Source organism: Burkholderia sp. Nafp2/4-1b, from assembly GCF_003635165.1.
Taxonomy (GTDB): Bacteria; Pseudomonadota; Gammaproteobacteria; order Burkholderiales; family Burkholderiaceae; genus Burkholderia.
On the sequence record NZ_ML058606.1, the window covers coordinates 210,156 to 236,224 of the forward strand.

At 69.2% G+C, this 26,069-nt stretch carries 22 protein-coding genes; 15 read left to right on the forward strand and 7 right to left on the reverse strand.

From position 1 onward, the window contains the following. Positions 1-138: 138 nt before the first annotated feature. Positions 139-1,359, reverse strand: a complete 1,221-nt coding sequence (locus tag C7H84_RS16920) for a CaiB/BaiF CoA-transferase family protein (RefSeq protein WP_121859850.1) — start codon at positions 1,357-1,359, stop codon at positions 139-141. A 239-nt stretch (positions 1,360-1,598) separates the two neighbouring features. Between C7H84_RS16920 and alaS the strand changes: the two genes are divergently transcribed. Beyond that, a complete protein-coding gene (gene alaS, locus C7H84_RS16930) occupies positions 1,599-4,223 on the forward strand; it encodes an alanine--tRNA ligase (protein ID WP_121859981.1) in 2,625 nt (874 codons plus the stop codon). Between the two features lie 175 nt (positions 4,224-4,398). Here the strand turns inward: alaS and C7H84_RS16935 are convergent, their stop codons facing one another. Beyond that, complete coding sequence (locus C7H84_RS16935; RefSeq protein WP_121859851.1) at positions 4,399-5,316, reverse strand: LysR family transcriptional regulator; 918 nt, start codon at positions 5,314-5,316, stop codon at positions 4,399-4,401. Positions 5,317-5,438: 122 nt separating this feature from the next. Here C7H84_RS16935 and C7H84_RS16940 point away from each other — a divergent pair, with 122 nt between their 5' ends. The 8 genes from C7H84_RS16940 (at position 5,439) to C7H84_RS16975 (ending at position 12,652) form a co-directional block, all read left to right on the forward strand. Then, positions 5,439-6,830 (forward strand): YbfB/YjiJ family MFS transporter, encoded by a 1,392-nt coding sequence (locus C7H84_RS16940; protein WP_121859852.1) that lies wholly within the window; start codon positions 5,439-5,441, stop codon positions 6,828-6,830. Positions 6,831-6,952: 122 nt separating this feature from the next. After that, positions 6,953-7,489 carry an NUDIX domain-containing protein gene (locus C7H84_RS16945; RefSeq protein ID WP_121859853.1) on the forward strand — a complete coding sequence of 179 codons (537 nt, stop codon included), beginning with the start codon at positions 6,953-6,955 and terminating at the stop codon, positions 7,487-7,489. A gap of 169 nt (positions 7,490-7,658) precedes the next feature. Beyond that, entirely contained in the window at positions 7,659-8,096 is a 438-nt protein-coding gene (locus C7H84_RS16950; RefSeq protein ID WP_121859982.1) for a thioesterase family protein, read from the forward strand. Positions 8,097-8,114: 18 nt separating this feature from the next. Further along, entirely contained in the window at positions 8,115-9,053 is a 939-nt protein-coding gene (locus C7H84_RS16955) for a branched-chain amino acid ABC transporter permease (protein WP_121859983.1), read from the forward strand. Then, the gene (locus C7H84_RS16960) at positions 9,046-10,272 is read left to right on the forward strand and encodes a branched-chain amino acid ABC transporter permease (protein ID WP_121859854.1); all 1,227 of its coding nucleotides are present in this window, start codon (positions 9,046-9,048) and stop codon (positions 10,270-10,272) included. Before C7H84_RS16955 ends, C7H84_RS16960 begins: the two co-directional genes overlap by 8 nt. Beyond that, positions 10,269-11,018, forward strand: coding sequence for an ABC transporter ATP-binding protein (locus C7H84_RS16965; RefSeq protein WP_121859855.1), 750 nt, complete (start codon positions 10,269-10,271; stop codon positions 11,016-11,018). Before C7H84_RS16960 ends, C7H84_RS16965 begins: the two co-directional genes overlap by 4 nt. Next, positions 11,015-11,719, forward strand: coding sequence for an ABC transporter ATP-binding protein (locus C7H84_RS16970; RefSeq protein ID WP_121859856.1), 705 nt, complete (start codon positions 11,015-11,017; stop codon positions 11,717-11,719). The genes C7H84_RS16965 and C7H84_RS16970 overlap by 4 nt, the downstream gene beginning before the upstream one ends. A 186-nt stretch (positions 11,720-11,905) precedes the next feature. Continuing rightward, positions 11,906-12,652 (forward strand): glucose 1-dehydrogenase, encoded by a 747-nt coding sequence (locus C7H84_RS16975; protein WP_121859984.1) that lies wholly within the window; start codon positions 11,906-11,908, stop codon positions 12,650-12,652. Positions 12,653-12,672: 20 nt separating this feature from the next. Here C7H84_RS16975 and C7H84_RS16980 read toward each other — a convergent pair whose 3' ends face one another. From C7H84_RS16980 to iolC, 5 genes are all read right to left on the reverse strand, one after another. After that, positions 12,673-13,167, reverse strand: coding sequence for a heme-degrading domain-containing protein (locus tag C7H84_RS16980; RefSeq protein WP_121859857.1), 495 nt, complete (start codon positions 13,165-13,167; stop codon positions 12,673-12,675). A 113-nt stretch (positions 13,168-13,280) separates the two neighbouring features. Continuing rightward, the gene (gene iolB / locus C7H84_RS16985) at positions 13,281-14,099 is read right to left on the reverse strand and encodes a 5-deoxy-glucuronate isomerase (RefSeq protein WP_121859858.1); all 819 of its coding nucleotides are present in this window, start codon (positions 14,097-14,099) and stop codon (positions 13,281-13,283) included. Between the two features lie 46 nt (positions 14,100-14,145). Next, positions 14,146-15,075 (reverse strand): myo-inosose-2 dehydratase, encoded by a 930-nt coding sequence (iolE, locus tag C7H84_RS16990; protein WP_121859859.1) that lies wholly within the window; start codon positions 15,073-15,075, stop codon positions 14,146-14,148. 62 nt (positions 15,076-15,137) lie between these two features. Continuing rightward, positions 15,138-17,021, reverse strand: a complete 1,884-nt coding sequence (gene iolD, locus C7H84_RS16995; protein WP_121859860.1) for a 3D-(3,5/4)-trihydroxycyclohexane-1,2-dione acylhydrolase (decyclizing) — start codon at positions 17,019-17,021, stop codon at positions 15,138-15,140. A gap of 85 nt (positions 17,022-17,106) precedes the next feature. Continuing rightward, entirely contained in the window at positions 17,107-19,065 is a 1,959-nt protein-coding gene (iolC, locus tag C7H84_RS17000; protein ID WP_121859861.1) for a 5-dehydro-2-deoxygluconokinase, read from the reverse strand. Positions 19,066-19,382: 317 nt separating this feature from the next. Between iolC and C7H84_RS17005 the strand changes: the two genes are divergently transcribed. The 6 genes from C7H84_RS17005 (at position 19,383) to C7H84_RS17030 (ending at position 26,041) form a co-directional block, all read left to right on the forward strand. Beyond that, positions 19,383-20,309 carry a sugar ABC transporter substrate-binding protein gene (locus C7H84_RS17005; protein ID WP_121859985.1) on the forward strand — a complete coding sequence of 309 codons (927 nt, stop codon included), beginning with the start codon at positions 19,383-19,385 and terminating at the stop codon, positions 20,307-20,309. A 68-nt stretch (positions 20,310-20,377) separates the two neighbouring features. After that, positions 20,378-21,952, forward strand: coding sequence for a sugar ABC transporter ATP-binding protein (locus C7H84_RS17010; RefSeq protein ID WP_121859862.1), 1,575 nt, complete (start codon positions 20,378-20,380; stop codon positions 21,950-21,952). 26 nt (positions 21,953-21,978) lie between these two features. Continuing rightward, positions 21,979-23,004, forward strand: coding sequence for an ABC transporter permease (locus C7H84_RS17015; protein WP_121859863.1), 1,026 nt, complete (start codon positions 21,979-21,981; stop codon positions 23,002-23,004). 37 nt (positions 23,005-23,041) lie between these two features. Beyond that, entirely contained in the window at positions 23,042-23,953 is a 912-nt protein-coding gene (locus tag C7H84_RS17020) for a sugar phosphate isomerase/epimerase (RefSeq protein ID WP_121859864.1), read from the forward strand. 62 nt (positions 23,954-24,015) lie between these two features. Beyond that, complete coding sequence (locus C7H84_RS17025) at positions 24,016-25,029, forward strand: Gfo/Idh/MocA family oxidoreductase (protein ID WP_121859865.1); 1,014 nt, start codon at positions 24,016-24,018, stop codon at positions 25,027-25,029. 85 nt (positions 25,030-25,114) lie between these two features. Continuing rightward, entirely contained in the window at positions 25,115-26,041 is a 927-nt protein-coding gene (locus C7H84_RS17030) for a TIM barrel protein (RefSeq protein WP_121859986.1), read from the forward strand. Positions 26,042-26,069: the final 28 nt, after the last annotated feature.

Below are 26,069 nucleotides of genomic sequence, written 5' to 3' on the forward strand. Positions count from 1 at the left end.
CGTTCGCCGTCGTAGCCGAGCCGCCGCGGGGCCGCGCGCGCTACTGACTGGCGGGTGCGACACGCTTGCGCAGCGCTGACCCCCGATATACGCGGCCGACGCCGCTTGCATGGGCAGTCGGGCCGCGTGTCACGTCGTTCAAATTGCCTGTTTCGCCTTCAGCGCCGCGATGCGCGCATCGTCGTAGCCGAGCATGTCGCGCAGCACATCCTCCGTCTGCGCGCCGAGCAGCGGCGGCGCGGTGCGTGCATCGGGCGGCGTCGCGCTCATCCGGATCGGATTGCGCACGAGCTTCACGTCGGCGCCGCACGGATGCGGCAGCGACACCTGCATCCCGCGCGCAACGACCTGCTCGTTGTCGAACACCTCGTCGAGTTCGTTGATCGGCCCGCACGGCACGCCGGCCGCTTCCAGCGCGCCGATCCAGTCGGCCTTGTCGCGCGTCTTCACCATTTCCGCGAGGATCGGCACCAGCGTGTCGCGATGGCGCACGCGCGACGGGTTGGTCGCGAACCGTTCGTCGTCGGCCAGCTCGGCGCGGCCACCGACCTCGACGAACTTGCGGAACTGCCCGTCGTTGCCGACCGCGACGATGATCCAGCCGTCGCGCGTCTGGAACGTCTGGTACGGCACGATGTTCGGATGCGCGTTGCCCCAGCGCACCGGCGGCTTGCCGCTCGCGAGGAAGTTGGTGTTCATGTTCGCGAGCAGCGCGACCTGCACGTCGAGCAGCGCCATGTCGATGTACTGGCCTTCGCCCGTGCGGTCGCGATGCGCGAGCGCGGCGAGCACCGCGATCGTCGAATAGAGGCCGGTCGCGAGATCGGCGATCGCGACGCCGGCCTTTTGCGGGCCGCCGCCCGGCTCGCTGTCGCGCTCGCCGGTGATGCTCATGAAGCCGCCGATTCCCTGCACGATGAAGTCGTAGCCCGCGCGGTGCGCGTACGGGCCGGTCTGGCCGAAACCCGTGACCGAGCAGTAGACGAGATCGGGCTTCACCGCGCGCAGGGATTCATAGTCGAGCCCGTATTTCTTCAGCTGCCCGACCTTGTAGTTCTCGAGCACGACGTCGCTCTGCGCGGCCAGCTCGCGCACGATCTGCTGGCCTTCCGGCGTCGCGATGTCGACCGTCACCGAGCGCTTGTTGCGGTTCGCCGCGAGGTAGTACGCGGCCTCGGCCGTATCGGCGCCGGCCGCGTCCTTCAGGTACGGCGGCCCCCAGTGGCGCGTGTCGTCGCCGGCGCCGGGGCGCTCGACCTTGATGACGTCCGCGCCGAAGTCGGCAAGCGTCTGCGCGCACCACGGGCCCGCGAGCACGCGGGTGAGGTCCAGCACGCGGATATGGCTCAGGGCACCCATGGTCGATTCGTCTCCTGTCGTGGCTCGCCCGGGCGGGGCCGGGCGGATTGGCATGCCGAGCATCTTAAGGCGAATCGGCCGCGCGGGTGGCCCAGCCCGGTCGTCCGGCACGGCGGGCCGCTGCCGGCTGGGCCGATGATCTGTATCGTATAATCGTTCGTTTACGATATTTGCCCGCCGTGCGTCCGCGAGGACGGCCGGCGTTTGAAGCCGTCTCAGCCAGACATTCCCCGCACGCCATGAAAGCTGCCGAAATCCGCGAGAAATTCCTCAAATTCTTCGAATCGAAGGGCCACACGATCGTCCGCTCGTCGAGCCTCGTGCCCGGTAACGACCCCACGCTGATGTTCACGAACTCGGGCATGGTCCAGTTCAAGGACGTGTTCCTCGGCACGGACCCGCGTCCGTACACGCGCGCCACGACGGCGCAGCGCAGCGTGCGCGCGGGCGGCAAGCACAACGACCTCGAGAACGTCGGCTACACGGCGCGCCACCACACGTTCTTCGAGATGCTCGGCAATTTCTCGTTCGGCGACTACTTCAAGCACGACGCGATCCGCTTCGCGTGGGAGCTGCTGACGACCGTCTACCAGCTGCCGAAGGAAAAGCTGTGGGTGACTGTCTACCAGGAAGACGACGAAGCCTACGACATCTGGGCGAAGGAAGTCGGCGTGCCGACCGAGCGGATCATCCGGATCGGCGACAACAAGGGCGCGCGCTATGCGTCGGACAACTTCTGGACGATGGGCGACACCGGCCCGTGCGGCCCGTGTACCGAAATCTTCTACGACCACGGCCCGGACGTGTGGGGCGGGCCGCCGGGGTCGCCTGAAGAAGACGGCGACCGCTACATCGAGATCTGGAACCTCGTGTTCATGCAGTTCAACCGCGACGCGCAGGGCAACATGACGCGCCTGCCGAAGCAGTCGGTCGACACCGGCATGGGCCTCGAGCGTCTCGCCGCGGTGCTGCAGCACGTGCACAGCAACTACGAGATCGACCTGTTCCAGAACCTGATCAAGGCCGCCGCGCGCGTGACCGAGATCAGCGACCTCACGAACAATTCGCTGAAGGTGATCGCCGATCACATCCGCGCGTGCTCGTTCCTGATCGTCGACGGCGTGATTCCCGGTAACGAAGGCCGCGGCTACGTGCTGCGCCGGATCGTGCGCCGCGCAATCCGCCACGGCTACAAGCTCGGCCGCAAGGGTTCGTTCTTCCACAAGCTGGTGGCCGACCTCGTCGCCGAGATGGGCGCAGCCTACCCGGAGCTGAAGGAAGCCGAACAGCGCGTGACCGATGTGCTGCGCCAGGAAGAAGAACGCTTCTTCGAGACGATCGAGCACGGGATGTCGATCCTCGAAGCGGCGCTCGCCGACGTCGAAGCGAAGGGCGGCAAGGTGCTCGACGGCGAACTCGCGTTCAAGCTGCACGACACCTACGGCTTCCCGCTGGATCTGACGGCCGACGTGTGCCGCGAGCGCGGGATGACGGTCGACGAGCCGGCATTCGACGACGCGATGGCGCGCCAGCGCGAGCAGGCGCGCGCGGCCGGCAAGTTCAAGGCCGCGCAGGGCCTCGAATACACGGGCGCGAAAACCACGTTCCACGGCTACGAGGAAATCGCGTTCGACGACGCGAAGGTCGTCGCGCTGTACGTCGACGGTTCGGCCGTCAACGAAGTGAAGGTCGGCCAGGATGCGGTCGTCGTGCTCGACCACACGCCGTTCTACGCGGAATCGGGCGGCCAGGTCGGCGACCAGGGCGTGCTCGCGAACGCCGCGACGCGCTTCGCGGTGGCCGACACGCTGAAGGTGCAGGCCGACGTGATCGGCCATCACGGCACGCTGGAGCAGGGCACGCTGAAGATCGGCGACGTGCTGCGTGCGGAAATCGATGCGCATCGTCGCGCGCGCACGCAGCGCAACCACTCGGCCACCCACCTGATGCACAAGGCGCTGCGTGAAGTGCTCGGCGCGCACGTGCAGCAGAAGGGTTCGCTCGTCGACGCGGAGAAGACCCGTTTCGACTTCGCGCACAACGCACCGATGACCGACGACGAAATCCGTCGCGTCGAGCAGATCGTCAACAACGAAATTCTGGCCAACGCGCCGGGCATCGTGCGCGTGATGCCGTACGACGAAGCGGTGAAGGGCGGCGCGATGGCGCTGTTCGGCGAGAAGTACGGCGACGAAGTGCGCGTGCTCGACCTCGGCTTCTCGCGCGAGCTGTGCGGCGGTACGCACGTGCATCGCACCGGCGACATCGGCCTGTTCAAGATCGTCGTCGAAGGCGGCGTCGCGGCCGGCATCCGCCGGGTCGAGGCGATCACCGGCGACAACGCGGTGCGCTACGTGCAGGAGCTCGACGCACGCGTGAACGAAGCAGCCGCTGCGCTGAAGGCGCAGCCGTCGGAGCTTACGCAGCGGATCGCGCAGGTGCAGGAGCAGGTGAAGTCGCTCGAGAAGGAACTGGGCGCCCTGAAGTCGAAACTCGCCTCGAGCCAGGGCGACGAGCTCGCGCAGCAGGCCATCGAAATCGGCGGCGTGTACGTGCTGGCCGCGACGCTCGACGGTGCGGACGCGAAGACGCTGCGCGAAACGGTCGACAAGCTGAAGGACAAGCTGAAGAACGCGGCGATCGTGCTGGCGGCCGTCGAAGGCGGCAAGGTCAGCCTGATCGCCGGCGTGACGCCGGATGCGAGCAAGAAGGTCAAGGCCGGCGAACTCGTGAACTTCGTCGCGCAGCAGGTCGGCGGCAAGGGCGGCGGCCGTCCGGACATGGCACAGGCAGGCGGTACGGAACCGGCGAACCTGCCGGGCGCGCTCGCTGGCGTCAAGGGCTGGGTCGAAGAGCGTCTTTGATCGTCACGGTTGATGAGGTGCGGTCGCGCTGAGCGGATCGCATCTCATGTAAAAAACGACCCGATCGGCGGTGGCCGGTCGGGTCGTTTCGTTTTTGCGGGCGTGAATGGCGGATCGGCGCCGGCGGCCTCCCGGGGCTGTCGACTCAGGCCGACTCAAGCCGTCTCAGGGTCACTCAGGCCGACACGGGCACCGCCACGGCCTTCGCCGCAGCGCCCGATTTCTCCGCCGCCTCGCCAAGCGCTTCACGCAGCGCGGCAAGCGCCGCCGACGCGTAACCGTGCCGCCACGCGAGCAGCGTGTCGATTCCTTCGAGTTCGGCGATCGTGTGGGCCGCGACGTTGCCTGTTTCCGGCTGCAGGTCGAGCACCGACCTCGGTGCGACCGCGATGCCGGCGCCCGCCGCGACGCACGCGACGATCGCGTGATACGAGCCGAGCTCGAGCACGCGCGCGGGTTTCATCCCGTACGCCGCATACCATTGCTCGACGTACTTCCGGTACGTACAGCCACGCTCGAACGCGATCAGCGTCGGCAGGATCACGTCGCGCGGCGTGCGCACCGGCGGATGGCCGCGCGGGGTCAGCAGCACCAGCTCCTCGCGGTAGATCGGCACCGTCTCGAACGTGTCGGGCAGCGTGTCCGGCGCGGGCGGGCGCGCGAACAGCGCCGCGTCGATCTCGAAGTCGCGCACCTTGTCGATCAGCCAGCCGGTCGTGCCGGTCACGAGCTCCAGCGACACGTCGGGCCACGCATGGTGATAGCGCGCGAGCACGGTCGGCAGCCGGCTCGCGGCCGTGCTTTCCATCGTGCCGAGCCGCAGCCGCCCGCGCGGTGTGTCCTCGCGCACCGCATCGCGCGCCTCGTCGGCAAGCGCGAGCAGCCGCTCCGCGTACGGCAGGAGCGTGTGCCCGGCCGGCGTCAGCACGAGCCGACGGCCGTCGCGCACGAACAGCGCCGCGCCGAGTTCCTCCTCGAGCTGCTTGATGCGCGTCGTCACGTTCGACTGCACGCGATTGAGCTTCGCCGCCGCGCGCGTCACGCCGTTTTCGCGCACGACGGCCCGGAAAATCGCCAGCGCCGCCAGATCCATGATTCTCTCCGGGAGATAAGTGGATTCTTGATTATTCATTTTTTGAGAATATTCAGTCAAGCTACGATACAAACATTCCGAATCGTTCCGGCCCGCGCGTACCGCGCGCGGCCCATACCGCCATGTCCCGTTCCGATGCTCCGGGCGCCGTCGCCGGCGCCCGCTTGTCCGATGACACCGATCGCCACGCCCGCGCGGCCGCGCTCGCCTGCATGATCGGGCTGGCGGTCGCGCTCGGCGTCGGCCGCTTCGCGTTCACGCCGCTGCTGCCGCTGATGCTCGCCGACGGCTCGATCGGCCTGAAGGCCGGCAGCTGGCTCGCTTCCGCGAACTACGCCGGCTATTTCGTCGGCGCGGTGAGCTGCGCGGCGGTGCGCGTCGCGCCCGCGCGGATGGTGCGCTTCGGGCTGGCCGCCACCGTGCTGCTGACCGCCGCGATGGGCGTCGGCCATCTGCTGTCCGTGTGGCTTGTGGTGCGCTTCGTCGCGGGGGTCGTCAGCGCATGGACGTTCGTGTTCGTGTCGCAATGGGGGCTGCGGCGCCTCACCGAGCTGCACGCGCCCGAGTGGAGCGGGGTGATCTACGCGGGGCCCGGTGTCGGCATCGTGCTGACGGGGCTGATCGGGAGCGCGCTGGCCGGCCATCGCGCGGCGCCCGGCTGGCTCGGCTTCGCGACGTTGTCGGCGGTGCTGTCGGTCGCGATCTGGCGCACATTCGGCGGCGCGCCGGCATCGGCATCGCCTCCGGCACGGGCCCCGGCATCAGCATCAGCATCAGCATCAGCACCGGCACCGGCACCGGCACCGGCATCAGCCCCAGCCCCAGCCCCAGCCCCAGCCCCAACCCCAACCCCAACCCCAACCCCAGCCGCCGCGTCGACGACCGCACCGTCCCGGCATACGGCGACTGCCGTGCCCGCGGCTTCGCACGACACCCGCCACCATCGCGCCGATGCCGCGTGGCTCGTCGTGCTGTACGGGATGCCGGGGTTCGGCTACATCATCACCGCGACGTTCCTGCCGGTGATCGCGCGCGCCGCGCTGCCGACCGGCTCGCCGTGGCCGGACCTGTTCTGGCCGATGTTCGGTGCGGCGCTGATCGTCGGCGCGATCGGCGCGTCGCGTCTGCCGGGCCGCTGGGACAACCGGCTGCTGCTCGCGGCCGGCTGCGCGACGCAGGCGCTCGGGATCGCGGCGGGGATCGTCTGGCCGAACGCGGCCGGTTTCTCGGCCGGCAGCGCGCTGCTCGGCCTGCCGTTCACGGCGATCACGCTGTTTGCGATGCGCGAGGCGCGCCGGCTGCATGGCGAGCGGGCAGCAGGATTGATGGGCTATGCGACCGCGTCGTACGGGGTCGGGCAGATTCTGGGCCCGCTCGTCGCGGCGCCGCTGACCGCGCGCTTCGGGTCGTTCTCGCCGGCGTTGTGGGTCGCGGCGGGCGCCTTGCTCGTCGGGGCCGCCGGCTTCGCGGCGACCGCCGCACGCGGGCGCACGGCACCCCGCACGCAACCCTGACATCAGCGGGGCCGGATCGTCTGCGGCGCGGGCAAACTCGCTAGAATGAAGCCTTTCCCGCGCCGAGCGGGCGCGCGACGCGGCCAGCCGGCCGGTGCCGGGCGCCCGCCAGATCCTCATCGATGACCACCGCCGACTACCGTTTTTGCCCGCGCTGCGCGCGTCCGCTGACCGAGCGCGCCGATCCCGAACACGAGGGCGGCCGCGTCCGCCAGGCCTGCCCGGACGACGCGTGCGGCTACGTGCACTGGAACAACCCGCTGCCGGTGGTGGCCGCGATCGTCGAGCTCGACGGCAAGATCCTGCTCGCGCGCAACGCGGCCTGGCCGGAAGGGATGTTCGCGCTGATCACCGGCTTCCTCGAGAACGGCGAGACGCCCGAGGACGGCATCGCGCGCGAGGTGTTCGAGGAAACCGCGCTGAAGGCCGAGCAGGTCACGCTCGTCGGCGTCTATGAATTCATGCGCAAGAACGAGCTGATCATCGCGTATCACGTGCGTGCGTCGGGCACCGTCGCGCTGTCGCCGGAACTGCTCGAATACCGGCTCGTCGATCCGCCGCTGCTGCGCCCGTGGCGTGCCGGCACGGGCGTCGCGCTCGCCGACTGGATGCGCGCGCGCGGCCTCGATTTCGAATTCGTCGACCGGCCGGGGCAGTGACGGGCCGCGCCGCTTCCCGCATGTCATTCGCCGCGCCGCCCACGGTCGCGACGCGGCCGTGCGCCGTTCGCCGGCGTGCCGTCCGGTACGGCGGCCGCGCAGCGTGCGGTTCGTCTGCTTCGCCCTCTACGTCCTCGACGTCCTTTTCGTCCTCCTGACCGCCATCGCCATGTCCGACAAGCCGCAGCCGCGTACGCGCGACGCCTATCGCCACTTCCTGCCGATCACGACCCGCTGGATGGACAACGACGTCTACGGGCACGTGAACAACGTCGTCTATTACAGCTACTTCGACACCGTCGTGAACGAGTACCTGATCCGCGCGGGCGTGCTGGACGTCGAGCACGGGCAGACGATCGGCCTCGTGGTGGAGACGCAGTGCAACTACTTCGCGCCGCTCGTGTTCCCGCAGTCGGTCGATGCGGGGCTGCGCGTCGCGAAGCTCGGCACGTCGAGCGTGCGCTACGAGATCGGGCTGTTCGCGGCCGGAGAAGTCACACCTGCCGCGCAGGGCCATTTCGTTCACGTGTACGTCGATCGCGGCACGCGTCGTCCGGTGCCGCTGCCGGATGCGCTGCGCGCGGCGCTCGAGCCGCTCGCCGGCTGACAGGCCGCGGCGGTGGCGGTGCACGCGTTCGCGCTCCAGGCGTTCAACGGCCTCAGCTACGGGTTGCTGCTGTTCATGCTGTCGGCCGGCCTCACGCTGATCTTCAGCGTGCAGGGCGTGCTTAACTTCGCGCATGCGAGCTTCTACATGCTCGGCGCGTATGTGGGCTACAGCATCGCGGCGCGCGCGGGGTTCTGGCCCGCGCTCGTGCTCGCGCCGCTCGCGGTCGGGCTGCTCGGCGCCGGTTGCGAGCGTGTTCTGCTGCGCCGCGTGCAGGCGCGCGGCGGCCACACGAGCGAGCTGCTGCTGACTTTCGGCCTCGCGTACCTGATCGGCGAGGGCGCGAAACTCCTGTGGGGCCTCGCGCCGCTGCCGGCACCGGTGCCGGCGCTGTTCGACGGCGCGCCCGTGACCGTGTTCGGCCTCGCGCTGCCGCGCTACCGGCTCTTCATGATGACGATGTCCGCGGCGATGCTCGTCGCGCTCGGCGTGCTGCTGCGCGCGTCGCGCATCGGGCTCGTCGTGCGCGCCGCGCTCACGCACCGCGCAGCGGTCGAAGCGCTCGGCTACGACGTGCCGCGCGTGATGACCGGGCTGTTCGGCGCGGGCACCGCGCTCGCGGCGCTGGCCGGCGTGATCGGCGCGCCGCTCGCGGTGATCGAACCGGCGCTCGCCGAGACGGTCGGGTCGGTGGTGTTCGCGATCGTCGTGATCGGCGGGCTCGGGTCGCTCGGCGGCGCGTTCGTCGCGTCGCTCGCGGTCGGCTTCGCACAGACCTTCGCCGCATCGAGCGACACGTCGCTGCGCGATCTCGCGCAATGGGCGGGCGTCGCGCTGCCCGACAGCGTCGCGGCCGTGTCGGTCGCGCAACTCGCGCCGCTGGTTCCGTACCTGCTGCTCGTCGCGGTACTGGTCGCCCGTCCGCGCGGGCTGTTCGGCGAGCGTGTCGATGGCTAGCCGCGCGTCGGCCGGCGCGCTGCGCTGGGGGCTGTTCGCCGCGTGCGTCGCGCTGCCGGCATGGCTGTGGCCGCATGGCGCGGTGCTCGGCTATCTCGCGCAGACGGCGGCGCTCGTCGTGCTCGCGCTGTCGTACAACCTGCAGCTCGGCACGACCGGGCTGCTGTCTTTCGGCCATGCGGCGTTCGCGGGCCTCGGCGCGTTCGCCGCCGCACACTGGTTCAATCATCTCGGCGGGCCGCTGCCGCTGTTGCCGCTCGTCGGCGGCGTGGCCGGCGCGGGCTTCGGGTTCGTCGCCGGCCTGCTCGCGACACGCCGCGCGGGCACCGTGTTCGCGATGATCACGCTCGGTCTCGGCGAATGCGTCGCGGCCGCCGCGTGGAGCGTGCCCGCGTGGTTCGGCGGTCTCGGCGGCGTGCCGATCGACCGCGCGAGCGGCACGCCGTTGGGCGGCTGGAATTTCGGCGCGCAGACGCAGGCCTACGCGGTGATCGCCGCATGGTGCGTCGTGTCGGCGCTGGCGATGCACGCGCTGACGCGCACGCCGCTCGCGCGGCTCGCGAACGCGGTGCGCGACAACCCCGCGCGCGTCGCCGCGCTCGGCACCGAGCCGCGCCACGTGCGGCTCGCGATGGTCACCTGCGCGTCGTTCTTCGCGGGCATTGCCGGCACGCTGACGCTGATCGACGTCGAGATCGCGACGCCCGACAGCGTGTCGATGGCGCGTTCGGCGACCGTGCTGATCGCCGCGGTGATCGGCGGCACCGGCACGTTCTTCGGGCCGGCAGCCGGGGCGGTGGTGCTGACCGCGCTGAGCGTCGTCGTCGCGGGTGTGTCGCGCGCGTGGGCGCTGTATCTCGGCGTGCTGTTCGTCGCGGTCGTCGTCGCTGCGCCGCGCGGCATCGCCGGCATCGCGCAGACGCTCGCGCACGCGTTGCGCCGCGACGCGCCGTCCGCCGAGCGCTGGTGCGTGCTGTGCGGCGTCGGCGCGTGCGTGTTCTGGTGCGTCGCGATCGTCTGCGCGGCCGAGCTTGGTTATGCGTGGCGCTTCGCGCATGACGACGGCGCGGGCGTCGCGTTCGGCGCGTGGGCGATCGACGCCGATGCGCCGGCCGGATGGGTCGTCGCGTGCTCGGCGGCCGGCATCGGCGCGCTGCTGTGGAGCTGGCGCGCGCGGCTCGCGCACCACGGGCGCGACAAGCACGGAGGCGGACGATGAACGGCAATGCAATCGCGCTCCACGGAATCGTGCAGCGCTTCGGCGCACAAACGGTGCTCGACGGTATCGACCTGAGCGTGTCGGCCGGCGAGCGCCACGCGCTGATCGGGCCGAACGGCGCGGGCAAGTCGACGCTGTTCGGCGTGATCGCCGGCGCGATGCGGCCGACGCGCGGGCGCGTCGTGCTGCACGGCGTCGAGCTGCGCGGACGCGGGCCTGTGGTCGCGAGCCGGCTCGGCATCGGCCGCAGTTTCCAGCAGACGAGCGCGTTCGCGCGACTGAGCGTGTTCGACAACCTGCGTTGCGCGGCGCTGCATGCGCCGGCCGAGCGGCGCCGCTGGTGGAACCGGCTGCGCGAGTCGGCGTCGGTCGATCGCGCGGCCGCGCGCGTGCTGCACGACATCGGCCTCGATGCGCGCCGCGACGCACTGGCCGGCGAACTCGGCTATGCGGAACAGCGCGCGCTCGATCTCGGCATCGCGCTCGCGAGCGGCGCACGCACGCTGTTGCTCGACGAGCCGACGGCCGGCATGAACCGCGACCAGGCGGCGCGGATGATCGCGCTGATCCGCGCGACGACCCAGGGCCGCACGGTGCTGATGATCGAACACGACATGGATGCGGTGTTCGGTTTCGCCGAGCGCATCACGGTGCTGGTGCGCGGCGCGGTGGTCGCGACTGGTGCGCCCGACGCGATCCGCGCGGATCCGGCCGTGCGCGCCGCCTATCTCGGCGAGGGCGCATGAGCGCGCTGCTCGACATTCGCGGTCTGCGCGCGTGGTACGGGATGCAGCCCGTGCTCGACGGCGTCGATCTCGCGCTGGCGCCGGGCGAGACGCTCGCGCTGCTCGGCCGCAACGGTTCCGGCCGCTCGACGCTCGCGAAGGCCGTGATGGGGCTCGTGCGCACCGCGGGCTCGGTGCGCATCGCCGGCGCCGAGTGCGTGGGCGCGCGCACGTTCGAGATCGCGCGGTGCGGCGTGGCTTACGTCGCCGAAAGCCGCGACGTGTTTCCGCTGCTGAGCGTGCGCGACAACCTGCGGCTCGGGCTGCGCGGCGTCAGCGGCGCGGCCGAACGCACGGCGCTCGACCGGCTGTTCGCGCGCTTTCCGCTGCTCGCCGCGCGAGCCGACGTGAAAGCAGGGCGGCTGTCGGGCGGCGAACAGCAGGTGCTCGCGCTGGTGCGCGCGCTCGCGGGCGGCCCGCGCGTGCTGATCGTCGACGAACCGGCCGAAGGGCTCGCGCCGCTCGCGGTCGACGAGGTCGGTGCGTGCCTCGCGGCGCTGCAGGCCGACGGCGTCGCGATCCTGCTGATCGAGCAGCGGCTGCAGCTCGCGCCGCGCGTCGCGCAGCGCGTCGCGGTAATGGGGCGCGGGCGGATCGTCTACGACGGTGCGCGCGAGCAGTTGGGGCGCGACGTCGTCAGCGCATGGCTGAGTGCCGGTTGAGCGCACGTCCGCCTCGCCGATTGTTCGGCAAAGCCCGCCAGTCAATTCGTGTCGAGCCGCTTTATCGCGGCCGCGCGAACCGCGAAGATTGCCAGCAAGGCCGGTGCAGCGCGCGACGAGACGCAATGCAACGCAACGCGCAACCGGCGCCCATCCATCGAAGTCTTCCGACTGAGGAATGCAATCATGAGCAAGCTGGCAAACAAGGTAGCGATCGTCACGGGCGGTTCCAAGGGCATCGGCGCCGCGATCGCGAAGGCGCTCGCCGCCGAAGGCGCGGCGGTCGTCGTCAACTACGCGAGCAGCAAGGCGGGTGCCGACGCGGTCGTCGGTGCGATCGTCGAAGCGGGCGGCCGGGCGGTCGCGGTGGGCGGCGACGTGTCGAAGGCAGCGGACGCGCAGCGCATCGTCGACACCGCGATCGACACCTATGGCCGTCTCGACGTGCTGGTGAACAACTCCGGCGTGTACGAATTCGCGCCGATCGAGGCGATCACCGAAGAGCACTATCGCCGCCAGTTCGACACGAACGTGTTCGGCGTGCTGCTGACGACGCAGGCCGCCGTCAAGCATCTCGGCGAAGGCGCGAGCATCATCAACATCAGCTCGGTCGTGACGAGCATCACGCCGCCCGCGAGTGCCGTGTACAGCGGCACCAAGGGCGCCGTGGACGCGATCACCGGCGTGCTCGCGCTCGAACTCGGCCCGCGCAAGATTCGCGTGAACGCGATCAACCCGGGGATGGTCGTGACCGAAGGCACGCACAGCGCGGGCATCATCGGCTCGGATCTCGACAAGCAGGTGCAAAGCCAGACGCCGCTCGGCCGCCTCGGCGAGCCGGACGACATCGCGTCGGTCGCCGTGTTCCTCGCGTCGGACGACGCGCGCTGGCTGACCGGCGAGCACCTCGTCGCGAGCGGCGGGCTGCACTGAGCACGCGCCGGCGCGCACCGCTACGCGATCATCGCGAGCGCGTTCGCGCCGACGTGCCAGCGCAGGCTTTCGACGACGAGCGCGTGATCGCGTGCGTCGTCGAGCCCCGCGATCGTCATCGCACCGACGATCGCGCCGCCGGCCACCCGCAACGGCACGCCGCCGCCGTCGAGCGCATAGTCGGCGTCCGACAATCCCTGCGACTGCAACGACCAGCCGGCGCGGCGAAAGCGCGCGCCGACCTCGAGCGAACTGACACCGAAGCGCAACACCGTGTTCTGCCGGCGGCGGATCGCGTCGCTGTCGGCCGCGCGGCTGCCGTCGAGTGCGCAGTAGAACAGCGGTGCCGCTTCGCCGACGATGCCGACCGCGATCGGCAGTCCGCGCCGCGACGCGAGATTGACCGCGATGTCGCCGAGCCGGCGCGCGACGTCGGCATCGAAGTGCGGCAGCGTCGGAATCGACGCGATGTCGCCGGAGGGCGCGGGTGCGAAGCGCGGGAAGGTAGTCGCCATGGCTGCTCCGTGTCGTCGCAAGTGCGGTTCGTGTGAGCGTCGGACGCTGGACGTCGGACGCTGGACGTCGCGCGCCGGCCGCCGAGCGCTCGGCGCATCAACGCATCAATGCCTCAACGTTTCGGCGCCGCGTCGAGCATCCACTCGTGCGCAGGGTCGTTCTTGAACGCCCATGCGCGGCTCGGCCCGGCCATCACGTTCAGGTAGTACAGGTTGTAGCCGTGCGGCGCGACCACCGGGTGATAGCCTCGCGGCACCATCACGACGTCGTGGTTCTCGATCGCGCACGCTTCGTCGAGGCTGCGATCGTCCGTGTACACGCGCTGGAACGCGAAACCCTGCGGCGGATCGATCCGGTGGTAATAGGTTTCCTCGAGCGACGTTTCGTCGGGCGCCGCGTCGCGATCGTGCTTGTGCGGCGGATAGCTGCTCGAATGGCTCGCGGGCGTGACCACTTCGACGACCAGCAGCCGGTCCGCGGCCGGGTTGTCGCCCATCAGGATGTCGCACACGTAGCGCGTGTTGGTGCCTTGCCCGCGCACCGCGCGGCGCATCCGTTCGCCGTCGAGGCGCTGCACGCGCTTGTCGCCGCTCACGTACGGCGCCGTGCACAGCGCGACTTCCGCGTCGCGCGTCGCGACCAGCGTGACGGTCTTGCCGCCCGGCACGTACAGCGCGTCCGGCGACACGTCCTCGAACACGCTGTCGCGCTTGCCGAGCGCATCGTAGTTCTCGCCGTCGACTTCGGCGCGCACCGTGCCCGTGAGCAGGACCACGCACAGCTCGCGCGTACCCGTATCGACCGTTTCGGTGTCGCCCGCCTTCAGGCGCAGCGCACGAAAGCCGACATGTTTCCAGCCGGCGGATTCCGGCGTGACGTTGCAGATTTCGCGCTCAGGCGATGCCTTGACCAGCAGGGGAGAAATCGTCATGGAGTGGGTTCCTCGATGAGGTGACGGCGCTCAAGCATTCATGCACTCAGGCGCTCAACCGGTCGACGATCGCGCGCAGCGAATCGTAGCCCTTCTTCGCATACTGATAGCTCGGCGCGACGGCCGGATCCTGCTCGGCCTCGACGACGAGCCAGCCTTCGTAGCCGGCATCCTTCAGCGTGCGCAGCGTCGCTTCGTAATCGAGCGCGCCGTCGCCCGGTACGGTGAAGGTGCCGTTGATCACGCCGTTCAGGAAGCTCCAGCCGCCGTTGCGCGCCTGCGTGACGACCTGCGGCCGCACGTCCTTGCAGTGCACGTGCACGACCCGCGATACGTGCTTCTTCAGCAGCGCGACCGGATCGGCCGCGCCGCCGAAATACGCATGGCCGGTGTCGAACAGCAGGAACACCTTCGCGGGATCGGTCAGCGCCATCAGCCGGTCGACATCGTCAGGCGATTCGACGTACGCACCCATGTGGTGATGGTAGGCGAGCTTGATCCCGTAGGCGTCGAGCAGATGCGCGCCGAACGCGTCGAGGCGCGCCGCGTAGCGCCGCCAGGTTGCGTCGTCGACGAAACGCGGCCGCTTTGCGACCGGCGTGTCGATGCTGCCCTGGATCGTGCCCGCGCATTCGCCGTACACGACGACCTTCACGTCGTTGAATTGCAGCTTCGTCATGTGTGCACGGCAGCGCTCGATCTCGGCGGCAACCGCATCGGCATCGCTCATGCCCGGCGCGACTTCCGCGAGGAAGCCCGAATACCAGCCCGACACGCACACGAGCCCGAACTCGGCGAGCTTCGCCTTCAGCTCGGGGCCCGTCTTCGGAAACTTGTTGCCGAGCTCGAAGCCCGCATAGCCGATCTCGGCACCTTCCTTCAGCGCCGTCTCGAGCGGCGTCTCGCCGCCGAGCGACGGCAGGTCGTCGTTCATCCACGACAGGGGATTGATACCGATGCGAACGTTCCAGCTCATGACGTGCGTCCTTGATTCGAATGTTGTTTTTACCGGTGCGGCAGATGGACAGGGCAGGTGCATCAACGCCGCTGCCGGGTTTTCTCGTCGAGATACGTCTGGTGCGCGCGTTCGACGCCGGCGCGCGCGGACACTTGCGGCACCGCGACTTCCCACCATGCGCCGCCGTCCTCCGTCGTGCGCTCGTGCGTCGTGTCGATCACCAGCACCTGGCTCGTTTTCGCCGCACGCGCACGCTTCATCTCGTGGCGCAGCTCGGCCACGTCGCGCACGTGCACGGCTTCTGCGCCCATCGAGCGCGCATGCATCGCGAAGTCGATCGTCGAGCGTTCGCCGCCTTCCGGCACGCAGTCGTCGAGCATGTTGTTGAAGCTCGCGCCGCCGCAATTCAGCTGCAGCCGCTCGATGCAGCCGTAGCCGCGGTTGTCGAGGATCACGACGATGATCTTGCGACCGAGCAGCACGGACGTCGCGAGCTCCGCGTTGAGCATCATGTACGAGCCGTCGCCGACGATCACGATCACTTCGCGCTCGGGCCGCGCGAGCTTCGCGCCGAGACCGCCCGCGACCTCGTAGCCCATGCACGAGTACGCATAGTCCATGTGATAGTTGCCCGGCACGCCGCTGCGCCACAGCTTGTGCAGCTCGGCCGGCAGCGTGCCGGCCGCGCACACGACGAGATCGTCGCGCGCGCTGTCGCGTCCCGCGTCCGCCGCCGAGTCGCGCACCGCGCCGATCACTTCGGCGTCGTACGGCAGCGTGTCCTTCGGCACGCGCGTGGTCAGCTCGGTCACGCGCGCGTTCCACGCGGCGGCGTGGTCGCGGTTCGCGGCGGTCCATGCGGCATCCGCTTGCCAGCCGGCGAGCGCGGCCGACAACTGGCCGAGCCCCGTGCGCGCATCGGCGATCAACTGCCGGCCGCGCTTCTTGCCCGCGTCGAACGGCTGCACGTTCAGGCTCAGGAGCGTCGCGTTGCCGAACAGCGCATGCGAGCCGGTCGTGAAGTCCTGCAGCCGCGTGCCGACCGCGAACACCACGTCGGCCTGCGCGGCCGCGCGGTTCGCGGCGGGCGAGCCCGTCACGCCGATCGAGCCGAGGTTCAGCGGGTGGTCCCACGCGAGGCTGCCTTTGCCGGCCTGCGATTCGGCGACCGGCACGCCGTGCGTGTCGGCGAAATTGCGCAGCGCGTCCCACGCCTGGCTGTACAGCACGCCGCCGCCGGCGACGATCAGCGGCTTCTTCGCGGCCTTCAGCACGTCGAGCGCATCGGCGAGTTCGAGCGCGTCGGCCGGCGGCCGGCGCATCCGGATCACCGGCGGCGCGAAGAAATCCTCGGGCCAGTCGTACGCGAAGGTCTGCACGTCCTGCGGCAGCGCGAGACACACGGGCCCGCATTGCGCCGGGTCGGTCATCACCTGGATCGCGCGCGGCAGTGCGACGAGCAACTGCTCGGGCGACGTGATGCGGTCGAAGTAGCGCGTGACCGGCCGGAAGCAGTCGTTCGCGCTGACGTCGCCCTGTTCGAAATCCTCGACCTGTTGCAGCACGGGGTCGGGCAATCGCGACACGAACACGTCGCCGGGCAGCAGCAACAGCGGCAGCCGGCCGACGTGCGCGAGCGCGGCGGAGGTCAGCATGTTGGTCGCGCCCGGGCCGATGCTCGATGTCGCGGCCATCATCCGCTGACGGAAATTCGCCTTCGCGAACGCGACGGCCGCGTTCGCCATCCCTTGCTCGTTGTGCGCGCGGAACGTCGGCAGCCGGTCCTTCTCTGCATGCAGCGCCTCGCCGAGGCCGGCCACGTTGCCGTGGCCGAAGATCGCGAACACGCCGCCGCAGTACGGCAGGATCTCGGTGCGGCCGTCCGGCTGGACGACTTCGGCGCGCAGGGCGGCCAGGTAGCGCACGAGCGCCTGGCTGACGGTCAGTCTCACGGTGGTGGTCATCGTCTGTCGATCAGGAAGAGTCGGGTGGTGATTACGGGCACGGGCAACTGTCGGGCCTCGATCGCGGGCATCCATCGACCCCGCATCAGGCCGCGGCGGCGGCGCGCGCGGCGCCACGGCGCGCGAGCCACGCGTCGACCAGTTGCGCGAAATTGCCGGCCACTTCGTCGATCAGCGCCTGGTCGTCGATCCGGCCGGCGAGCCAGTTCAGCGATGCATCGACCCACAGCGTGCGCCCGACCATGAAGCCCTTGACGATCGGGTTGGTCGCCGAGCGGAAGCTGTCGACCAGATATTGCAGCGGCTGGTTCAGCCCGAGGATCACAGCGCCCCGGCAGTACGGATCGCGCTCGGCCACCAGCGTTTCGAGCCGCGCCCAGCCGTCCGCGCTCATCGGCGCGAGCTTCCACCATTCGGGCATCACGCCGAGGTTGTAGAAGCGCGCGACCGTGCGCAGCACCGCGTCGTCCTCGGTGCCGGCCGGCGTGACCGCGCGCGGCGGGATGATTTCCAGCAGCAGCTCGTTGCCGCTCGCGCGCGTGGCTTCCCACAGCTCCAGCACGCGCTGCTCCTGCGCGACGCGCAGGTCGACGTCGTCGTCGGGGTGGTAGTGGACGAGGCACTTCACGACCTGCTCGGTCGGCCAGTGCGTGAGCGCCGAGCCGACCGAGCGCGTGTCGTCGAAGCAGAGCGGCCGCGAGCCGGGCAGCTCGACCGGGCGCCCGACCCACCAGCCGCGGCCGGTGGCCGACGCGAGCGCATCGCTGCCGTACGCGCCGCCGTCGATCAGCACGCCCACATGGCCTTCGATGCGGCGCTCGCGCTCGACCTGTTCGGCCGCGCGCACGAGCAGGCGCTTGAGTGTCTTGATCCGCGCCTCGTCGGCACCGGCCTGCACCGCGAGTTCGTAGAACTGGCTACGATGGTCGAACGCCATCACGCACAGGTCGTCCCATTCGCGGCGCGGCACCGTCACGCGATGCAGGTGCGCGAGCGTGCGGTCGGCATCCACCTGCGGATTGCGGCTGCCGCCGAACCAGTGCGCGAGCTCGGCCGGCGTCGGCATCGCGGCCGAACACGCGTGGCGCGACACGACGATCGCGCCGCACGCGTTCGCGATGCGCGTCGAATCGGCCCAGTCGCGCCCGCGCAGCAGCCCCGACAGCAGGCCCGACAGGAACGCGTCGCCCGCGCCGAGCACATTCAGCACTTCGACACGTTCGCCGTGAAAGGTCGGCGCATCGTCGATGCGCGCGGGGACGTCGCGTTCGATCACGCAGCAGCCGAGCGCGCCGCGCTTGACCACCAGCACCGCGTTGCTCGCGCGGCGCACGGCCTCGAGCGACGCGATCAGGTCGTGCGGCACGCCGCCCGCGATCAGGAATTCCTCCTCGGTGCCGACCAGCAGGTCGAATTCGCCGAGCACCTGCTGCAGTTGCCGCGTGACGTGCGCGTCCGGAACGTAGCGGTTTTCGCCCGCGCCGCGCGCGGTCAAGCCCCACAACACCGGCCGGTAGTCGATGTCGAGAATCCGCACGACGCCGTGGCGGCGCGCGTAGCCGAGCGCGGTCAGCGACGCTTCGCGGGTGGCCGGCGTGGACAGATGCGTGCCGGTGATCGCGAGCGCGCGGCAGCCGGCGATGAAGTCCTCGCGGATCTCGTCGGCGCGCACGGCCATGTCCGCGCAGTTCTCGCGCACGAACAGCAGCGGGAAGGTGTCGCGATCCTTCAGCCCGAGCAGCACGAGCGCGGTCTGGCGCTCCGGGTCGGTCTGCAGCTGGCTCGTGTCGCAGCCTTCGCGCTCGAGCGTCTCGCGCACGAAGCGGCCCATCTGCTCGTCGCCGACGCGCGAGATCATCGCGGTCTTCAGCCCGAGCCGGGCGACGCCGAACGCGACGTTGCCCGACGAGCCGCCGAGATACATCTGGAAGCTGCGCGCATCCTCCAGGCGGCTGCCGTACTGCTGCGCGTAGAGATCCACGGCGACGCGGCCGAGGCAGGCGAGATCGATGGGGCGGTCAGTCGGAAAGTTCAACGGGCTCATATCACGTATCACGCTCGCGGCCGGCGTTCGACCGTGCCGGCGGATTAGGGGACCGATCGAGCGGCGCTGGCGCGCCACGCCTGCGGCATGACACACGAGCACCTGCCGCATCGAATCGGGCTACGGAACGGAGTCTAGGCCTTTTGGAAATACAGTTCCCTAGGTGAAATCACGTAGAAATAAATTTCCAAATCGTCGAGGAAGTGATCTACAGTTTCATCCGGATGCTTCAGTCCCGATCGGACCAGATCGGACTCGGCACGACGGCGCGCAACGCGCCGCTTTCCGCCCCCCGGAGATGAGGAGACAGAGTGATCATGAAGACCAAGCTGATGGCCGCCGCGGCCGCCGCAATCCTGGCCATGCCGCTCGCGCATGCCGAGAAGATCGGCGTGACGATGGCATCGTTCGACGACACGTTCCTGACGATCCTGCGCAACAGCATCGGCGATGCGGCGAAGAAGGACGGCGCGACCGTGCAGATCGAGGACGGCGGCAACGACGTCGGCAAGCAGTTGAGCCAGGTCCAGAACATGATCGCGCAGAAGGTCGACGCGATCATCGTGAATCCGGTGGATACCGATGCGACGCCGAAGATCACCAAGATGGTGACCGCCGCGAAGATTCCGCTCATCTACGTGAACCGCAAGCCGGTCGATTTCGACAAGCTGCCGGCCGGCGTCGCGGTGGTTGCGTCCGACGAGAAGCAGTCGGGCACGCTGCAGGCGCGCCAGGTGTGCAAGCTGCTCGGCGGCAAGGGCGACATCCTCGTGCTGATGGGCGAGCTGTCGAACGAGTCGGCGCGCGCGCGCACCAAGGACATCGAGGACGTGATCGCGACCAAGGACTGTTCCGGCATGAAGATCGTCGACAAGCGCGAAGGCAAGTGGAGCCGCACGCAGGGCCAGGACATCACGATGAACTGGCTGAGCTCCGGCACGAAGTTCGACGCGATCATTTCGAACAACGACGAGATGGCGATCGGCGCGATCAACGCGCTGAAGGCCGCGCGCAAGCTGACGCCGAAGACGGTCGTCGCGGGCATCGACGCAACGCCGGACGGGCTCGCGGCGATGAAGAGCGGCGACCTGAAGGTGTCCGTCTATCAGAATGCGTCCGGGCAGGGCGCACAGGCCGTCGCGACCGCGCTCAAGCTGGCGACGAAGCAGCCGGTCGACCGCTACGTGAACGTGCCGTTCGAGCTCGTCACGCCGGAGAACATGAACCAGTACGCGAAGCACTGACCGTTTTTTCCGCTGAACTGCGCGGGCCCGGCGCGACCGGGCTCGCGTGAGACTTTCGAGGAACGTCCATGTTTACAGCCAGGATGGCGCGCTCGATGGCCAGCGAAAGCGCGCCGGCCGCTTCGTCCGCCGCGCCCGGTTCGTCCGGCGCTTCCACGGCCGATTGCCTGCTCGAGGTGCGCGGCGTCGGCAAGTCGTTTCCCGGCGTCGTCGCGCTCGACGGCGTGCAGTTTCGCGTGCGTCGCGGCACCGTGCATGCGCTGATGGGCGAGAACGGCGCCGGCAAGTCGACGCTGATGAAGATCATCGCCGGCGTCTATACGCCCGACCAGGGCGAGATCCTGATCAACGGCGAGCCCGTCGTGCTGAACGGCCCGCTCGACGCGCTGGATCGCGGGATCGCGATGATTCACCAGGAACTCAACCTGATGCCGTACATGACGGTCGCGGAGAACATCTGGATTCGCCGCGAGCCGAAGAACCGCTTCGGGCTGATCGACCACGCCGAGCTGCGCCGCCGCACCGCCGCGCTGTTCGAGCGGCTGTCGATCGACATCGATCCGGAAGCCGACGTGCGCACGCTGACGGTCGCGAGCCGCCAGATGGTCGAGATCGCGAAGGCCGTGTCGTTCGACTCCGACGTGCTGATCATGGACGAGCCGACTTCCGCGCTGACCGAGAAGGAGGTCACGCACCTGTTCCGGATCATTCGCCAGCTGCGCGAGCAGGGCAAGGGCATCGTCTACATCACGCACAAGATGAACGAGCTGTTCGAGATCGCCGACGAGTTCTCGGTGTTCCGCGACGGCAAGTACATCGGCACGCATGCGTCGACCGACGTCACGCGCGACGACATCATCCGGATGATGGTCGGCCGCGAGATCACGCAGATGTTTCCGAAGGAAGAGGTGCCGATCGGCGACGTCGTGCTGGCCGTGAAGAACCTGAGCGTCGACGGCGTGTTCCGCGACGTCAGCTTCGAGCTGCGCGCGGGCGAGATCCTCGGCGTCGCGGGCCTCGTCGGCTCGGGGCGCTCGAACGTCGCGGAGGCGTTGTTCGGCGTCGTGCCGGCCACGTCGGGCGAGATCCGCATCCACGGCAAGCCGGTGCGCATCACCACGCCCGCGCAGGCGATGAAGCACGGGATGGCGTTCCTCACCGAGGACCGCAAGGACACCGGCTGCTTCCTGAATCTCGACCTGCTCGCGAACATGGAAGCGGCGGTGCTCAGCAACCGCTACGTGAGGTTCAACTTCGTGCGGCAGGCGCAACTCAAGCGCGACTGCGAGGAAATGAGCCGCATGCTGCGCGTGAAGACGCCCGGGCTGCACGAGGAAATCCAGAACCTGTCGGGCGGCAACCAGCAGAAGGTGCTGATCGGCCGCTGGTTGCTCACGCAACCGCGCATCCTGATCCTCGACGAGCCGACGCGCGGCATCGACGTCGGCGCGAAGGCCGAGATCCACCGGCTCGTCAGCGCGCTCGCCGGCAAGGGCGTCGCGGTGCTGATGATCTCGTCGGAGATGCCGGAGGTGCTCGGCATGAGCGATCGCGTGATGGTGATGCACGAAGGCCGGATGACCGGCATCGTCGAACGCAAGGACGCCGACCAGGTCCGCATCATGGATCTGGCGTCGCGCTGAGCCGCAACAAGCATGGAGACAATGAAATGGGCAACCTGAATCCGGTCGCGGACGCGCAGTCCATGACGATCAAGACGCGGCACGCGAAGTGGCCGCCCGAGCTGAGCATCTTCCTGGTGCTGGTGGGCATCAGCCTGTTCTTCGAGGTGATCGGCTGGCTCGTCGTCGGCCAGAGCTTCCTGTTCAACGCGGAGCGGCTCGAGATCATCGTGCTGCAGATGGCCGTGATCGGCATCATCGCGGTCGGCGTGAACCTCGTGATCATCACGAGCGGCATCGACCTGTCGTCGGGCTCGGTCGTCGCCGCGGCGGCCGTCGTGTCGGCCAGCCTCGCGCAGGTGTCCGATTTCCCGCGCGCGGTGTTCCCGCACCTGACCGACCTGCCGATCATCTGGCCGGTGCTGGCCGGGGTGTGCGTCGGGCTGCTGGTGGGCTTGCTGAACGGTTCGCTGATCGCGCTGACCGGCATCCCGCCGTTCATCGCGACGCTCGGCACGATGGTCGCCGCGCGCGGCTTCGCGAAGTGGTTCACCAACGGGATGCCGGTATCGATGCTGACCGACCAGTTCGCGGCGATCGGTGCGGGGGCGAACCCGGTGATCATCTTCGTCGTGGTGGCCGTGATCTTCCACGTCGTGCTGCGCTACACGCGCTTCGGCAAGTATACGTATGCAATCGGCGCGAACCGTCACGCGGCCGTCGTGTCGGGCATCAACGTGACGCGCCACCTGGTGTTCGTCTATGCGATCGCGGGCCTCCTGAGCGGGATCGCCGGCACCGTGACGGCCGCGCGGGCGATCTCCGGCCAGTCGGGCATGGGCGTGATGTACGAGCTCGATGCGATCGCGGCGGTCGTGATCGGCGGCACGTCGCTGTCCGGCGGGCTCGGGCGCGTGACCGGCACCGTGATCGGCGTGCTGATCCTCGGCGTGATGACGTCGGGCTTCACGTTCATCCGGATCGACGCGTACTACCAGGAGATGGTCAAGGGCGCGATCATCGTCGCGGCCGTGATCGCCGACCAGTACCGCAACAAGAAGTCGCGCCGCTGACCGGCCGCGACCGCCCCTCCAACCGTCCGGGAAGAAAATGAAGATCGCTCTGGATCCCTACATGATTCGCCACCTGCCGCTCGACCGGCTGCCGCACGCGGTCGCCGAGCTCGGCTACGACCAGATCGAGCTGTCGCCGCGCAGCGACTTTCTCGACTGGTGGGTGATGCCGCGCGCGACGCGCGAGCGCATGGCCGCGTTCCGGCAGGCACTGCGCGCAAGCGGCGTGGGCCTTGCATCGCTGCAGCCGATGTACCGCTGGGCCAGCCCGTTCGACGACGAGCGGCAATGGGCGGTGCGCTGCTGGAAGAAGGCGATCGAGGTCGCGATCGAGATGGAATGCACGCTGATGGTGTCCGAGTTCGGGCGCGGCGCGTCGCCGGAGCGCTCGGTCGGCGAGCGGCCGGGCGCGAACCCGAAGGAGCTGTGCGAGGCCGCGTGGTTCCGTTCGATGGACGAGCTGCTGCCGATCCTCGAGCGCGAACGCATCGTGCTGTCGGTCGAGCCGCATCCGGAAGACTGGATCGAACAGCTGCAGCCGGCGAGCGACATCGTCACGAACATCGGTTCGCCGTCGCTGAAACTGTCGTACATCGCACCGCACACGTTCTACTACGGCGACGACATGGCCGCGATGATCGCGCAGGCCGCACCGATCCTCGCGCACGTGCGCGTGGCCGACACCTTCGATCACCGCAAGAGCAGCCAGCTGCGCTACATCGTGAACCCGCCCGGCTCGAACCAGATCCGCGTGCACCAGCATCTCGACATCGGGCAGGGCGAGATCGACTGGGACGTGTTTTTCCGCGCGCTCGGCGCGGCCGGCTTCGACGGCGTGATGTCGTCGTGCGTGTTCGCGTGGGAGGACCGCGCGGAAGCGTCGTCGCGCTATATGCGCGAGACGATCCAGCGCTACGTCGAGCGCCATTTCGAGCACGCGGTGCGCTGACAGATAACCGACGGCGCGGCACGGGTCGCGCCGCTGATGAACGAACGACTGGAGATATCCGGATGACCTTGCAAATCGGCGTGATCGGCTGTGGCGCGATCGGCCAGGACCATATCCGCAGGCTCACGCGCACGCTGTCCGGCGCAAGAGTGGTGGCCGTCAACGACATCGATCCGCAGCAGGCGCGCGATGCGGTGACGAAGTATGGGCTCGATGCGGAAATCTACGGCGACGGCCACGAGGTGGTCGCGGCCGCCGACGTGCAGGCCGTGCTCGTCACGTCGTGGGGGCCGACGCACGAAGCGTTCGTGCTCGACGCAATCGCGCACGGCAAGCCGGTGTTCTGCGAGAAGCCGCTCGCGGTGACGGCCGAAGGCTGCATGCGCATCGTCGAGGCCGAGGTCGCGCACGGCAAGCGGCTCGTGCAGGTCGGTTTCATGCGGCCGTACGACGAAGGCTATCGCGCGCTGAAGCGCGTGATCGACAGCGGCGAGATCGGCGCGCCGCTGATGCTCCATTGCGCGCACCGCAACCAGTCGGTCGGCGAGCGCTACACGACCGACATGGCGATCACTGACACGCTGATCCATGAGCTCGACGTGCTGCGCTGGCTGCTCGGCGAGGACTACGCGAGCGCGCAGGTCGTCTATCCGAAGAAGACGCGCCACGCGAGCGCGCATCTCGCCGATCCGCAGATCGTGCTGCTCGAAACCGCGAGCGGCGTGCGCATCGACGTCGAGATCTTCGTGAACTGCCAGTACGGCTACGACATCCAGTGCGAGGTGGTCGGCGAGAACGGTATCGCGAAGCTGCCCGATCCGCCCGCGATCGGGCTGAAGCACGCGGCGCGGCAGTCGGTCGAGATCATGACCGACTGGAAGGAGCGCTTCATCGCGTCGTACGACGTCGAGCTGCAGGCGTTCATCGACGGCGTGCGGCAGGGGGCGCTGACCGGTCCGTCCGCCTGGGACGGCTATGCGGCGGCGGTCGCGGCCGACGCGTGCGTGCGCGCGCAAAAGAGCAGGGCGGTCGAGTCGATCGCGATGGCCGAACGCCCGGCGTTCTATCGCGGTTGAACAGGCTGAACCGACTCACACCGGGCCGCGCGGACATGCGGCCATGCTCGCGGCCGCGCGCCGCTTTCCTGCCGGACTGACCGACATGACGATGAAGATTGGCTGCGCGCCCTGCTGTTGGGGCGTCGATGACGTGAAGAACCCGCACCTGCCGCCGTGGCGGCACGTGCTCGCCGAAGCGGCGCAGGCCGGGTACTCGGGCATCGAGCTCGGCCCGTACGGCTACATCCCGCTCGAACTCGACGTCGTGAGCGCGGAGCTCGACCGGCAGCGCCTGAGCATCACCGCCGGCACGATCTTCGACGACCTGGTGTCCCCGGAGAACCTGCCGAACCTGCTGCGCCAGACGCGCGAGATCTGCGCGCTGATCACGCGGCTGCCGAAGCTGCCGACGCAGCCGGGCCAGCGCTATGCGGCGCCGTACCTGGTCGTGATGGACTGGGGGCACGAGGAGCGCGACTACGCGGCCGGCCACGCAGATCGTGCACCGCGCCTGTCCGCCGAACGCTGGGCGCGAATGGTCGACCACATCCGCCAGATCGCGACGGTTGCGCGCGACGAGTTCGGCGTGCGCGCGGTGATTCATCCGCATGCGGGCGGCTACATCGAGTTCGCGGACGAGATCGACCGGATCGTCGCGGACATCGCGGCCGATACGGCCGGCCTCTGTCTCGACACCGGCCACCTGTACTACTCGGGGATGGATCCCGACACATGGCTGCGCCGTCACGCGGCGCGCCTCGACTACGTGCATTTCAAGGACATCGACGCGGCCGTGTACGACGCGGTGATGGGCGAGCACATCGCGTTCTTCGCGGCCTGCGCGCGCGGCGTGATGTGCCCGATCGGCAACGGCGTGCTCGACTACCGCGCGATCCGCCGTGCGCTCGACGACATCGGCTATGCCGGCTACATCACGATCGAACAGGAACGCGATCCGCGCAATGCCGGCACGAGCCTGCGCGACGTCGCGGCGAGCCGCGCGTTTCTCGCATCGGCCGGATTCGCGTAAGCGCGAGCGACGGCTCGCACCTCTGAAC

Coding starts and splice junctions, on each gene's coding strand:
- C7H84_RS17005 (WP_121859985.1), top strand. CDS start 19,383: ATGAAGACCAAGCTGATGGCCGCCGCGGCCGCCGCAATCCTGGCCATG.
- C7H84_RS17025 (WP_121859865.1), top strand. CDS start 24,016: ATGACCTTGCAAATCGGCGTGATCGGCTGTGGCGCGATCGGCCAGGAC.
- iolD (WP_121859860.1), bottom strand. CDS start 17,021: ATGACCACCACCGTGAGACTGACCGTCAGCCAGGCGCTCGTGCGCTAC.
- C7H84_RS16980 (WP_121859857.1), bottom strand. CDS start 13,167: ATGGCGACTACCTTCCCGCGCTTCGCACCCGCGCCCTCCGGCGACATC.
- iolB (WP_121859858.1), bottom strand. CDS start 14,099: ATGACGATTTCTCCCCTGCTGGTCAAGGCATCGCCTGAGCGCGAAATC.
- C7H84_RS16970 (WP_121859856.1), top strand. CDS start 11,015: ATGAGCGCGCTGCTCGACATTCGCGGTCTGCGCGCGTGGTACGGGATG.
- C7H84_RS17015 (WP_121859863.1), top strand. CDS start 21,979: ATGGGCAACCTGAATCCGGTCGCGGACGCGCAGTCCATGACGATCAAG.
- C7H84_RS16960 (WP_121859854.1), top strand. CDS start 9,046: ATGGCTAGCCGCGCGTCGGCCGGCGCGCTGCGCTGGGGGCTGTTCGCC.
- iolC (WP_121859861.1), bottom strand. CDS start 19,065: ATGAGCCCGTTGAACTTTCCGACTGACCGCCCCATCGATCTCGCCTGC.
- C7H84_RS16965 (WP_121859855.1), top strand. CDS start 10,269: ATGAACGGCAATGCAATCGCGCTCCACGGAATCGTGCAGCGCTTCGGC.
- C7H84_RS16975 (WP_121859984.1), top strand. CDS start 11,906: ATGAGCAAGCTGGCAAACAAGGTAGCGATCGTCACGGGCGGTTCCAAG.
- C7H84_RS16940 (WP_121859852.1), top strand. CDS start 5,439: ATGTCCCGTTCCGATGCTCCGGGCGCCGTCGCCGGCGCCCGCTTGTCC.
- C7H84_RS17030 (WP_121859986.1), top strand. CDS start 25,115: ATGACGATGAAGATTGGCTGCGCGCCCTGCTGTTGGGGCGTCGATGAC.
- C7H84_RS17010 (WP_121859862.1), top strand. CDS start 20,378: ATGTTTACAGCCAGGATGGCGCGCTCGATGGCCAGCGAAAGCGCGCCG.
- C7H84_RS16920 (WP_121859850.1), bottom strand. CDS start 1,359: ATGGGTGCCCTGAGCCATATCCGCGTGCTGGACCTCACCCGCGTGCTC.
- alaS (WP_121859981.1), top strand. CDS start 1,599: ATGAAAGCTGCCGAAATCCGCGAGAAATTCCTCAAATTCTTCGAATCG.
- C7H84_RS17020 (WP_121859864.1), top strand. CDS start 23,042: ATGAAGATCGCTCTGGATCCCTACATGATTCGCCACCTGCCGCTCGAC.
- C7H84_RS16945 (WP_121859853.1), top strand. CDS start 6,953: ATGACCACCGCCGACTACCGTTTTTGCCCGCGCTGCGCGCGTCCGCTG.
- C7H84_RS16950 (WP_121859982.1), top strand. CDS start 7,659: ATGTCCGACAAGCCGCAGCCGCGTACGCGCGACGCCTATCGCCACTTC.
- C7H84_RS16935 (WP_121859851.1), bottom strand. CDS start 5,316: ATGGATCTGGCGGCGCTGGCGATTTTCCGGGCCGTCGTGCGCGAAAAC.
- iolE (WP_121859859.1), bottom strand. CDS start 15,075: ATGAGCTGGAACGTTCGCATCGGTATCAATCCCCTGTCGTGGATGAAC.